Origin of the sequence: Nostoc sp. DedQUE05, assembly GCF_034530955.1 — a bacterium.
Lineage (GTDB): Bacteria > Cyanobacteriota > Cyanobacteriia > Cyanobacteriales > Nostocaceae > Nostoc.
In genome coordinates this window covers 57,576-69,352 of record NZ_JAVRCB010000011.1, presented here as the reverse complement: position 1 = coordinate 69,352, position 11,777 = coordinate 57,576, and the positions used below count along the sequence as shown (strand labels likewise).

Below are 11,777 nucleotides of genomic sequence, written 5' to 3'. Positions count from 1 at the left end.
CTACGTATATCTGCATTGTGGCCGATCGAAAGCCCTGTTATAATTCCCTGCTTCTAAAAAACGGTTATACCAATTCTCTAAGAAAATGCGCCTAATTATTTTGGGAGATAGCGAATTATCTTAAGAAAACCTTTGCGTACCTACCCTGCAAGAAAGCGTACCACTTCGTGGAAGCAAGCTACGCGTAGCGTCTCGTAGAGAAGCGCCTATGCGCTAACCTCCGTGTACCTACCCTGCAAGAAAGCGTACCACTTCGTGGAAGCAAGCTACGCGTAGCGTCTCGTAGAGAAGCGCCTATGCGTTGAAAAAAAAATCTAGGATTTGGCGCTGCTTTATAAAAAAACGGTATTAGGAAAAATTTAAGTCTTTGGGCAGTTTTCTTTCTTTACGTAGCACGGTTAAAATGACGTGTGAGCTAATCTTATAGTGCAATCAATTGAAAAACGCTATAACTTAACAGATTTAACTGACTCAGGCAGTTTTAGCCGACATCTTTATAAATCTTCAGACAAAAACTAACCACAATTTCCAAATCCGTGTAAATATAAAGAAAAGCTTAAGAGGTTACAGACTCATGGTGACAGCGAAAATGATGCAACAGCTTTGGGCTGTAATCGAGTCTACCCAGGTCAACACCCTGCTCCAGTTTGACGATGCTGCTTTAGTACAATTGCTTCTCCAGCAGTTAAAAGCGAAGCAGGGGCTTGACTCCCAGGCAGATAGCACGCTCAATACTTACATAAAGTCTAAACTGCCCCTAATTCGTGATACGGCTGAAGGTCGATTATCTTTAGGGCAAGGCGGCAATCATTAGTCCGAAAAATCAAATGATTGCTCGCTACCAAGCATACGCTCAGAGTTGAAACAGTGGAATATTATGAATAACTGGCTAGTAATTGCCCTAGTAGCTTATCTAATTGGAGCAGCGATTGAAGGGGTGAGTACAGCCAGTCAGCTATCTCATTCAATGCCAGAACTAGCTAAAAACACACAAGCTCATCCTTCAGAGTCTGACACTGAGTTTAGTTCAAGTTGGCGAGTTCTGGCCGCCATCGCCTCAGTCAGTATTTGTGGAGCTTTTTGGTGGCCTTGCCGCCTTTTCCACCGTTTGATTAAAGGCAACGTTCGTTCGTAAGCCTAAAATATCAATACAGTAATTTTGAAAGAAGCTCTCTCCTTCTGAGAGATGAGTTTTGAGTTTGGCTCTCGTTTACCTATGATGCACTTTGTTCGGGTTCTGTCGCTACAGGTTGCCCAATTTTTGGCTCCGTTCCCGCAAACAGTCGTTCGATATTAGTGCGATGGCGCAAAATCACATACAACCCGCCGGCAATCCCAAACAGAATATAGGGTAAGGGTTGATGCAAAATTACCATGAAAATGGAAACTGCGATCGCACCTACAATTGAACTTAAAGAAACAATCCGCGATATTGCTACAACGACGGCAAACACACCCGCTGTTGCTAAACCTATCTGCCAACTCATTGCCAACAAAATTCCCAAGCTGATAGCAACGGATTTACCACCAGTAAAGCCCAAAAAAATTGATTTACTATGTCCCAGAATGGCAGCTAACCCAGATATTGTTACCAACCACGGTTGCCATAGTTGTACATCTACCGTTGGAGGGATATAATTTTTAATTGGTTCAAAGTTGAATAACCAATAAACTAGAGCGATCGCTAATACTCCCTTCAAGGAATCAAGTACTAAAACGAATGCTCCTGGCCCTTTACCCAAAGTTCTTAATACATTAGTTGCGCCAGTGGAACCGGAACCAACTTGCCGAATATCAATACCTTTTAACTGCTTCACAGCAATGTAGCCAGTGGGAAAAGAACCCAGCAGGTAAGCTATGACCACAATTGCTCCGCACAGAGTTAACCAAATAGCCATAATACAATTCAAAATTCACGCATTCAAAATTCAAAAAAGTCAAGAGATATTACTCTTGACCAATGACCAATGACTAATGACTAATGACTCATTTAAAAGTCATCATCATAGTTTCTCATCATTTTGGGGTCAGGAGCAAAAGCTAACCACAAGGGAAATTGCAGCAGTGACAAACTGATTTGCTCTTCGGAATCGTCAATGATAATTAAAGGCAATTGATTGGCTTTCGTCAATCGGTCTGCTTTTTGAGCGAGAGCGTCAGATGCCTCAAATAATACCACACCCCGGTCTGGGCCGAAATCTGGGCGACCGATTCCTAGACAATCTTGCAAGCCGCGCCGCCATTCACCTAATCGCTCCGGTGTATTAGCTAAGACTAAAGTACGGACGCGATCGCCATACAGCTTGTGTAATATCGAAATTGCAGCTGAGGCAATCAGAATATTTTGTAAGCGGCTACCCATTGTCCGCAAACCACCCCGTCCTCCTTGGGTAAAAAACCAGTTGGAGATTCGTTCAGCGTGGATTGGTTCAAAGGTACGGCGTAGTTGCCACGGTGGCCCGTAGTAATCTGGTTTATTGCGGTATTGGTCAATGAGGCGGCGAATTTGCTTTGTCGTATCTTGAAACTGCTGTTGGGCAAATTGGGGTATTCCAGGTTGGGGTTCAGCTGGTTTAGGCTCTTTTACAGCTGGTTTTTCTCGTTCCACTACACTTGGCGTTAGTTGCAGCTGTTCAGCAGCAGAGGCCAAATCCTGTAAGCTACCCGTGAGATAGTCTTTAAAACCTTGCACCCGAATTGCCAAGTCTTGGGATGTACCAGCAAAAGTGGTTCGCATCTCATTGCGGATACGTTCTTGACGGCGTTCTAGTTGTTCTACAGAAATTTGCAGGGTTTGTTTGCGTTGTTCTAACTGGACTAGCGACTCTTGCACGATTCGCCCCAGTGAGGTTTGAGTTTCACTCACTTGTGTCTGAAGGTTTTCGTAAGAAGCTTGCAGCTTGGCTATTTCTGACTTGAGAACTGCTTCAGCACTCTGCAACTCTGCTATCCGCTGCTCTGCTTCTACATATAATGAATGATTTCCCGATCCTATTTCAGACCCCAGAGCGACATTTTCTCCTTCTAACTGCGCTACAAACTCGCCATTTGAATTTTCTGTTAGCTCTACTGTAGAATCTACCACTTCTGCACTGGAAATGAGTGGCTCAAAATTTGTGTAGTCCTCTGATGATGAGCTAATGGCTTTTGTGTCTACCACTGACTCAACTGATGGATTTACTGGATGTTCAACTGCATTGTTCTCTTCTGGTTTTTCTGTCAACCGCTCATCAATTGGTTCTGGGGTTTGAGATGCCTCTGGGTTCATAAACAATAGTGTAATTCCTATGACGCGAATAAATAGCTTTCAGAAATATTACAATTGACCTGCCATAAAAGTCCTGAGCATGAGTGCTGAGTTCTGTCTGAGTCTATATCAAAACGACTCAGCACAGATGGCACTCAGCACTAAATACGCGGACAACGTTGTTCTAAACAAGTTTTCAAGGTGTTGGGGTCAAATAAAATTGGCAAAAAGTGAATACTTTTAATTTCTTTAAAGTAAAACAAAATGGGGACTCTATTCCAAAAGATCCGCCAGTTTTGCCATTCTTGGTAGGGAAAGCGTCGAATCAATTTTTCGCCTCTATAAATATCTAAGTCAGTAGCGGTAAATTGCAAACGCAGCGTTAACGCCTGAAACATGAGAAACAAACCAAACAGCGTGAGAACGGAGCCTACCCAAGGTTGTACCAACAATAGTGGAATCGCGGCAATCACTAACACTATGGGTATGTTGTAACTAGGCTTGAGTTCCACAGTTGATGTGGAGTTAGAAGCAAATGAACTGGTCACAGTCTTAAATCCTGCTTTGTTTATTAGGCATCTCTCCTATTTTAGGAGTCAGGAGTCAGGAGTTAGAAGTTAAGAGTTAGGAGTGAGGAGTTTTAACTCATAACTCATAACTCTTAACTCCTCCCTTCTTACTTCTATAGCCCTATGAATGCACTGCCAGTCCCCTGAAACATTAACCAAGAAAGAAAGAAGTTGCTCACAAATATAATCAGTAAGGCAGTCACAACAGCTGTTGTAGTTGACTGTCCTACACCTTTGGCACCTCCTGTTGTCGTCAACCCCCAACTGCAACCAATTACAGCAATTAAAATGCCAAAACAACAAGCTTTAATCATGGCGCTAAAAATATCCCAGATGCCAAGAAAGTTACGGGCTGAGTCGAGAAATACCGTATCAGACAGGTTGTAGATATTTGTCGCAACTAAAAATCCTCCGAACATCCCTGTCACCAAAGACAGAAGGGTTAAAATTGGTAGCATGAAACAGCAAGCAAGAACGCGGGGGATAACCAGATAATCAATTGGATCTGTTCTCAACATCAACATGGCATCGATTTGTTCTGAGACTCGCATGGTACCGATTTCTGCTGCAAAAGCAGAACCAACTCGTCCGGCCAAAATCACTGCTGTCAACACAGGAGTGAGTTCTCGTGTCAACGCTACAGAAAGGACTCCGCCGATAATGTTTCCGGCACCAAAGTTAATGAATTCTCGCGCCACCTGAATGGTAAACACCGCACCAACGAAAATAGCCGTCAATAAGGCAATAAATAAGGAATCTGGCCCAACTGCTGCCATTTGTTCTAAGGTATTGCGCCGATGGATTTTGCCTCTCAATAGGTGAACTAGTACTTGCCCACCCAGAAAAATCGCCGCCAGCAGCCGCTGACTCCATTCCCCTAAACTGGATTTGGATGTAGTCTGGTTCAATGTTCTGTAGCTAACTCGGTAACTGCCTTAAGAATAGCGGAAGTCATGGGAATGGGGAATGGGGCATTGGGCATTGGGCATTGGGCATTGGGCATTGGGCATTGGGCATTGGGCATTGGGCAGAGGTGCAAAGGGGCAAAGGGGCAGAGGGGAAAACTTACTGCAACTTCTCCCCTGCTCCCCTGCTCCCCTGCTCCTCTGCTCCCCTGCTCCCCTGCCCTCATCTCCCGACTTCCCCAAGAAGACTGAATATTAACTTAGATTAAAGATGTTCTCAGAAAATAAAGCTGTTCTTAAACGTGCTGCAAAGCAATAAATAAGTAGTACTCTTGGTTATAATCTCCATTATGCAAGGGTTTTGTAGATTTCAGCCGCTTTTTTTATCCCCAGCATGGGCTGTAACTGCTAGCCTTTTATTTTAATGAAAACTTAAGATTTTTGACAGATTCGCTGCTCTGGAGCGATCGCTCGTATTGTAGAAAATGACAAACCGCTATCTTGCTCTTGTCATCTCTACTCACGGAGTTTGTCTTAAATGACTATTTTCACTAACTTTCTCCGCTCCCTACTACTCACAATCATTTTTAGTTTTGTCCTTCCCATGTTTTTCGTTGGCGGCGGATTGCTCGTTCTATCCCTCATTGGGCACTTCCCTGGCTTACAAGACTTCACTGAGGCGATCGCAACTCAGATTATCCATTTTCTCGCCACCTTCGGCAGTGGAACTCCCCTATGCGGATTATTTGTAATTAGCTTAACCTGTAGTTTCGTTGGGGCACTGTTTGATATGTTTGTCTATTATCGGTATCAAATTTTACGAATAGATTCTTAAGTAGTGAAATCGCTTCATCAGGAGATTATTGGGCTGTAGAAGACAGGAAAAAGTGATATTTCCCAGAGTGAAAGTACTACTAGTCTATAACCTAAATAGAGATTAGTGTTGCTGAATGAATTTGGATTAATTAAATTGAGTGTTGAAGTAATTGATTAAATATTTATATATTCATTAGTTATTAGTTATTAATTACTGACAACTAGTAAACGTGCGCGAACGCAAGTAAAACCAGTCCTCAAACATTCAAAAAGCCGGAATAACAAGGCATTGAGAAGTTTTAATTTTGCAAAATAGCTAAAATAGCCTTTCTAAATCATCAGGTTAACGCTAAACTAGAGTTTGGCATTTTATGGTAGCTGCAATCTTTGAGGATTTGATTAGTATTAATCGAGAATATCAAATAAAACTCACTGAAAAATATAAAAATTTCCTTAAAATTCTGATGAACACAATGCCTGCTCATGTTTCTTAACAGAGGAAAGCAGGTCGTCTGACCGTTGGGGATATTATATTGAATTTATTACGAGGTATGTTGACAGCTCATGGTTTGGCCGTTTAAGCCCAAGTTTAGAAAACAAATTGCGCGGATTGAAATTACTGGTGCGATCGCCAGTGCTACTCGCAAACGCGTCCTAGAAGCCCTGAAAACTGTAGAAGAAAAAAAGTTTCCGGCATTATTGCTACGTATCGATAGTCCTGGCGGTACAGTCGGAGATTCCCAAGAAATCTACAGTGCCCTGAAGCGTTTACGCGAGAAAATCAAAATTGTCGCTAGCTTTGGCAATATTTCGGCTTCTGGAGGAGTCTACATCGGTATGGGAGCCGAACACATCGTTGCCAACCCAGGTACAATTACGGGTAGCATTGGTGTGATTCTGCGTGGGAATAACTTGGAACGCTTGCTAGAAAAAATTGGTGTTTCCTTCCAGGTAATTAAGTCTGGCCCTTACAAAGACATTTTGGCTTTTGACCGGGAACTGACCGAACCAGAAGAAAGCATCCTGCAAGAGTTGATTGACACAAGTTATCAGCAGTTTGTCCAAACGGTAGCTGAAGGTCGTTCTTTAACGGTAGAAGCTGTAAAAAGTTTCGCTGATGGTCGGATTTTTACTGGACAGCAAGCCCTAGCCTTGGGTGTTGTAGACCGCCTGGGCACAGAAGAAGATGCCCGTCGTTGGACAGCAGAACTGGTTGGTCTCGATCCAGAAAAAACTCTCTGCTATACCCTAGAAGAACGTAAACCCTTATTGAGTCGCTTTATACCAGGGAGTCGTCAGTTTTCATCAGGAATTGGGGCTGGTATTGATTGGCTCGAATTTGAAATGTCTACTAGTGGTTTACCTCTGTGGTTATATCGACCCTAAATATGAGTTAGGAGTTATGAGTGAGGAGTTATGAGTTAAAAATCCTAACTTTTCATTCTCAACTCTTAACTCCTCAGTTTTGTGTTTTAAGGAGGATTTTGGCGTGGACTGGCAAATGCGGGCTATTCGCGGAGCAACAACCGCTTCAGAAAATACTGTTGAGACAATCCGAGAAGTGGTGACAGAACTATTAGATGAACTGGAAAACCGAAATCAATTCCAGCCAACGGACATCATTAGTGTGACTTTCTCAGTGACACGCGATTTGGATGCAGTTTTTCCAGCTGCGATCGCAAGAGCGCGTCCTGGTTGGGATAATGTGGCTATGTTGGATGTGCAGCAAATGCACGTTGAAGGCAGCTTACAGCGCTGTATTCGCTTCTTAATTCACGCTTATCTGCCAACCTCCGCCTCAATTCATCATATTTATTTACGCAACGCCGCTAGCTTGCGTCCCGACTGGAGTTTGCCTCAGATACAAGCATCACAGCAAGCAGTTAAGTCAAAAGTGTAACAGGACTTAATATTTTTAAGATGAAATCCAGTTTTTCAACCGTAAATTAGAAATACGGCTGTAGTGACGAGTATTGTTTGTTGCTAAAGTGTAATTTTCTGCAACTGCAACATTAGCAATTAGTAAATCAAATTCAGCAATAGTTTGTCCTATTCTACGAAGTTCTGCTTTTAATTCACCATACTTTCTTAGAGCAGGATCGGTTAAAGGTACAACGGGTAAGTTTTGAATAAATTCTTCTGCACGAGTTAAATTTTCCACTACTCGTTGAAAATTATAAGCATCAAAATATAACTCAGCAACAGTGATGCTGCAAATATAAATTTGCTCCTCATTTAGGATTGCTATAGTTTACAATAAGTTTTGTTACATTTTTTTCCACCCGGAAATAAAAATTATACAGCAGGTTGGTTTTTAAGTGAAATTAAAAATGCAGTACGGGAGCATCAGATATAAAAAGCTTCTGCCTCCTGCCTCAAAACTTGTAACTTTGTACTTCATGCAAATGAAAACTGCTATATGTATATACGCAGTTGGTATGATTATTTATGACTAAATATAGCTCCTTTGGTAGTTTCATTACTTAAGTAAGAAAGCGTAAACATTACTCGTGTAAGATAAATAAGCTGATAATCTCAGCGATTGTATCAAGTAAAAATATAGTTCTATTGGATATGCGATCGCATATCTTCTTAAAATAATGCCAAACTCCAACTTGAAAGATGACTCATTATGGTTCAAAAATGCAATTATCTACGAATTAGGTGTTCGCACATTTGCTGACAGTAATGGTGATGGTATTGGTGATTTTCCAGGGCTGACAGAAAAACTAGACTATTTACAAGATTTAGGTATTACTGCCATTTGGTTGTTACCTTTTTTTCCTTCACCACTCAGAGATGATGGTTACGATATTGCCGATTATACTAGTATCAATCCTATCTATGGCACGTTAGAAGACTTTAAAGCGTTTTTGAGCGCTGCTCATCAGCGCGGTATTCGTGTAATTATAGAATTAATTATTAACCATACCTCTGACCAACATCCTTGGTTTCAAAGAGCACGTCGCGCTCCGAAAGGAAGTCCAGAGCGAGATTTTTATGTTTGGAGTGATACTCCTGAAAAATACCAAGAAGCGCGAATTATCTTCCAAGATTTTGAGACATCTAACTGGGCTTGGGATTCAGTTGCCAAAGCTTATTGCTGGCATCGTTTCTATTCCCATCAGCCGGATTTGAATTATGACAATCCCTTGGTGCGCGAGGCAGTATTTGATGTTCTAGATTTTTGGTTGGAGATGGGTGTAGATGGACTACGTATGGATGCTGTGCCTTATCTCTACGAACGGCAAGGAACGAACTGCGAAAACTTACCTGAAACCCATGCGTATTTGAAGGAGTTGCGATCGCATATCGACGCGAAATTTCCTAACCGGATGTTACTAGCTGAGGCGAACCAATGGCCTGAAGATGCAGCCGAGTATTACGGTGCAGGGGATGAGTGTCACATGAACTTTCATTTTCCCCTAATGCCGCGTTTGTTTATGGCAGTGCGGATGGAAGATAATTTCCCGATTGTAGATATTCTTCAGCAAACTCCATCGATTCCTGATAACTGTCAGTGGGCATTGTTCCTCCGCAACCATGACGAACTGACTCTAGAAATGGTGACAGATGAAGATCGCGATTTTATGTATGGGGCCTATGCACAAGACCCAATGATGCGGGTAAATTTAGGCATCCGCCGCCGATTAGCGCCGCTTTTGGGCAACGATCGCCGCCAAATTGAGTTACTCAATAGTTTACTATTATCTCTGCCAGGAACCCCCGTACTTTACTACGGTGATGAAATTGGCATGGGAGATAACGTTTATCTAGGCGATCGCAATGGTGTTCGCACACCTATGCAGTGGAGTTCTGACCGCAACGCTGGTTTTAGTCGCGCCAACCCGCAACGCTTGTATCTACCCGTCATCGTTGACTCAGAATATCACTACGAAGCACTCAACGTCGAGGCACAACGGACTAATAGCAATTCTCTTTGGTATTGGATGAAACGTTTACTCGCTACTCGCAAACGGTTTGCGGCATTGGGTGAAGGGCGTTTTGAATTGGTACAGTCTAATAATCGCAAAGTTTTTGCCTTCAGCCGGATTACCTCTGAAGAAGATGTCTTAGTAGTAGCAAATTTATCTCGTTACGTACAAACGGTGGCGTTAGATTTATCAGCCTTCAATGGACTAATACCAATAGAAATTTTTGGTTCCACTGAGTTTCCACCGATTACAGAATCGCCCTATTTCCTCAGCTTAAGTCCTTACGGGTTTTACTGGTTCACCTTACAACGTAAACCTAGCTCAACTCAAGAGCCTAAACCCCAAGCAGATTTAGTAACTCTGCTGGTAAATGGTTCATGGCAAAATGTGATTGGGCAACGAGAGTCAAAAAGCGTTCTAGAATCAACACTGCGGGATTACCTCTATACCTGTAGCTGGTTTGGCGGCAAAACTCAGACTATACAATCAGTACAAATCATTGAAGCGATTTCTTTACCCTATAACCAGCAGATAGCTCAAATTGTTTGGTTGCAGGTAGATTATAGCCAGGGAAACCACGAAACTTATCTGTTATTTCTCGCCTATGCAGAAAGTGAGCAAGCAACGCATCTTTTGGCAGAAATGCCGCAAGCTATAATTGCACGGCTTGAGGTGCAAGGCAAAATAGACACTCCTCCACCCAACACTCAAGAAGTTGGAATTTTATTTGATGCTTTAGCAGACAAAAACTTTCTCACCTCACTGCTAGATGATGCGATCGCTAATCATCACTCTTATAAAGGGATAACCGGAGAATTATTTGGCACTACTACTGATTCATTCTCCGAATTGCGCCGACAGTTAACCAATCATGAGCCGACTGTTCTGAATAAAGAAGAACAAACCAATACTTATATAATTTATGGCGATCGCTTGTTGTTGAAACTCTTCCGCAAAGTCGAGGAGGGTTTGCACCCAGATTTAGAAATCCGGCGTTTCCTATACCAGAAAAAATGCTTGCAAAACTCAGTTTTCCTCGCTGGTGCTTTAGAGTACCGCCGTGCAAATAAAACAGGCAATAAAACTGCCCTACCTACGACTATAGGTATATTACAAGAGTTTATTTTAGATATCCGTAGTGGCTGGGACTACACACTTGATAGTTTGCAAAAGTACTTTGATTTAGTGACCACAGAACACGCCACTATTGCCGAAGTGCCTCTGCCATCAGGTTCTTTGTTGGATTTACAGAGAATTGAAATTCCCGAATTGGCAATTGCAACTATCACTTCTTACTTGCAAAGTGTTGAGCTATTGGGTAAATCCACAGCTGAATTCCATATAGCGCTGGCTACAAATATAGATAGCTCAGACTTTGCTCCAGAATCTTTTTCATCGCTTTATCAACGTTCGATATATCAAAGTGCACGTAACTTAACTGGACAAGTATTTCGGTTGTTAAAAGAACGAGTAAAATACTTGCCAACCGATACTCAACCATTAGCATTAGAAGTTCTTAATAGCCAAGATAAAATATTAGAACGCTTTCAGTTAGTTGTCGGGCAAAAAATTACTGCATTGCGGACTCGTCATCATGGAAACTACCATTTAGCGCAAGTATTTTACACAGGAAAAGACTTTATTATTCCTGATTTTGAAGGTAAAGCAGATCGTAGTTTCAGCGAACGGCGCATAAAGCGATCGCCTCTACAAGATGTAGCAGGAATGTTACTATCTTTCAACTACGCAGTTAACGAAGCTCTGGGCTATCAAAAAGAATCTGGGATGATCCGGCCTGAAAATTTACCCCTTATAGAACAATGGGGACAGTTTTGGTATACCTGGGTCAGTACTAGCTTTTTGAACTCTTATTTAGAAACTGCTAATCAAGAATCTTTCCTTCCAAACACAAAAGAAGAACTAGATGTGCTGCTTTTTGCCTATCTTCTAGAACAAGCGATTGATGCACTAGGCTATGAACTAAATAATCGCTCCGATCGGCTAGAAATTCCACTCCAATTTATTCTGCGATTAGTGAGTGAAACTGCTTAAACAGTTTTTCATAGTACAAACAAAATCTGCCTTTGCAGGTTTTAAAGCGTAGTACGGAAATCTTAACTGTAGGTTGGCTTGAACTTTAGTGTTACCTAACAGAGGCAGAAATGTTGGGTTTCGTTCCTCAACCCAACCTACAACTACAACTTTTAAACCTGAATGAGGTGATGCGATCGCGCCTGATAAATTAATGTGAACAGTGCGATGTATACTTCCTAAATGTACGTCCAATCGGTAGAAGAGAAATTGC

Annotated in this window: 12 protein-coding genes; 6 read left to right on the top strand and 6 right to left on the bottom strand. The window is 42.1% G+C overall.

What is annotated here, in order from left to right; genetic code table 11:
* Nucleotides 1-574: 574 nt before the first annotated feature.
* Both RMZ42_RS10175 and RMZ42_RS10170 read left to right on the top strand, forming a co-directional pair.
* On the top strand, nt 575-814 hold the full coding sequence (locus RMZ42_RS10175; RefSeq protein WP_194043059.1) for a hypothetical protein: 240 nt from the start codon (nt 575-577) through the stop codon (nt 812-814).
* Nucleotides 815-877: 63 nt separating this feature from the next.
* A complete protein-coding gene (locus tag RMZ42_RS10170) occupies nt 878-1,135 on the top strand; it encodes a hypothetical protein (RefSeq protein WP_322671310.1) in 258 nt (85 codons plus the stop codon).
* A gap of 79 nt (nt 1,136-1,214) precedes the next feature.
* On the opposite strand, the gene plsY is transcribed toward RMZ42_RS10170, so the two are convergent.
* From plsY to RMZ42_RS10145, 5 genes are all read right to left on the bottom strand, one after another.
* A complete protein-coding gene (plsY, locus tag RMZ42_RS10165; protein WP_322671309.1) occupies nt 1,215-1,898 on the bottom strand; it encodes a glycerol-3-phosphate 1-O-acyltransferase PlsY in 684 nt (227 codons plus the stop codon).
* 92 nt (nt 1,899-1,990) lie between these two features.
* Nucleotides 1,991-3,268, bottom strand: coding sequence for a DUF3086 domain-containing protein (locus RMZ42_RS10160; protein ID WP_322671308.1), 1,278 nt, complete (start codon nt 3,266-3,268; stop codon nt 1,991-1,993).
* Between the two features lie 140 nt (nt 3,269-3,408).
* Complete coding sequence (locus RMZ42_RS10155; RefSeq protein ID WP_322671307.1) at nt 3,409-3,795, bottom strand: DUF3119 family protein; 387 nt, start codon at nt 3,793-3,795, stop codon at nt 3,409-3,411.
* Nucleotides 3,796-3,929: 134 nt separating this feature from the next.
* Nucleotides 3,930-4,724, bottom strand: a complete 795-nt coding sequence (locus RMZ42_RS10150) for an MlaE family lipid ABC transporter permease subunit (RefSeq protein ID WP_322667978.1) — start codon at nt 4,722-4,724, stop codon at nt 3,930-3,932.
* A complete protein-coding gene (locus RMZ42_RS10145) occupies nt 4,721-4,948 on the bottom strand; it encodes a hypothetical protein (protein WP_322671306.1) in 228 nt (75 codons plus the stop codon). Before RMZ42_RS10145 ends, RMZ42_RS10150 begins: the two co-directional genes overlap by 4 nt.
* A 311-nt stretch (nt 4,949-5,259) precedes the next feature.
* On the opposite strand from RMZ42_RS10145, the gene RMZ42_RS10140 reads away from it, so the two are divergent.
* The 3 genes from RMZ42_RS10140 (at nt 5,260) to aroH (ending at nt 7,437) form a co-directional block, all read left to right on the top strand.
* Nucleotides 5,260-5,556 (top strand): hypothetical protein, encoded by a 297-nt coding sequence (locus RMZ42_RS10140; protein WP_322671305.1) that lies wholly within the window; start codon nt 5,260-5,262, stop codon nt 5,554-5,556.
* Between the two features lie 545 nt (nt 5,557-6,101).
* Nucleotides 6,102-6,923 carry a signal peptide peptidase SppA gene (gene sppA, locus RMZ42_RS10135; protein ID WP_322671304.1) on the top strand — a complete coding sequence of 274 codons (822 nt, stop codon included), beginning with the start codon at nt 6,102-6,104 and terminating at the stop codon, nt 6,921-6,923.
* A gap of 103 nt (nt 6,924-7,026) precedes the next feature.
* Complete coding sequence (gene aroH / locus RMZ42_RS10130) at nt 7,027-7,437, top strand: chorismate mutase (RefSeq protein ID WP_322671303.1); 411 nt, start codon at nt 7,027-7,029, stop codon at nt 7,435-7,437.
* 15 nt (nt 7,438-7,452) lie between these two features.
* Here the strand turns inward: aroH and RMZ42_RS10125 are convergent, their stop codons facing one another.
* Complete coding sequence (locus RMZ42_RS10125) at nt 7,453-7,779, bottom strand: PIN domain-containing protein (protein ID WP_322671401.1); 327 nt, start codon at nt 7,777-7,779, stop codon at nt 7,453-7,455.
* Between the two features lie 358 nt (nt 7,780-8,137).
* On the opposite strand from RMZ42_RS10125, the gene treS reads away from it, so the two are divergent.
* A complete protein-coding gene (gene treS, locus RMZ42_RS10120; protein ID WP_322671302.1) occupies nt 8,138-11,524 on the top strand; it encodes a maltose alpha-D-glucosyltransferase in 3,387 nt (1,128 codons plus the stop codon).
* Nucleotides 11,525-11,777 lie beyond the last annotated feature (253 nt).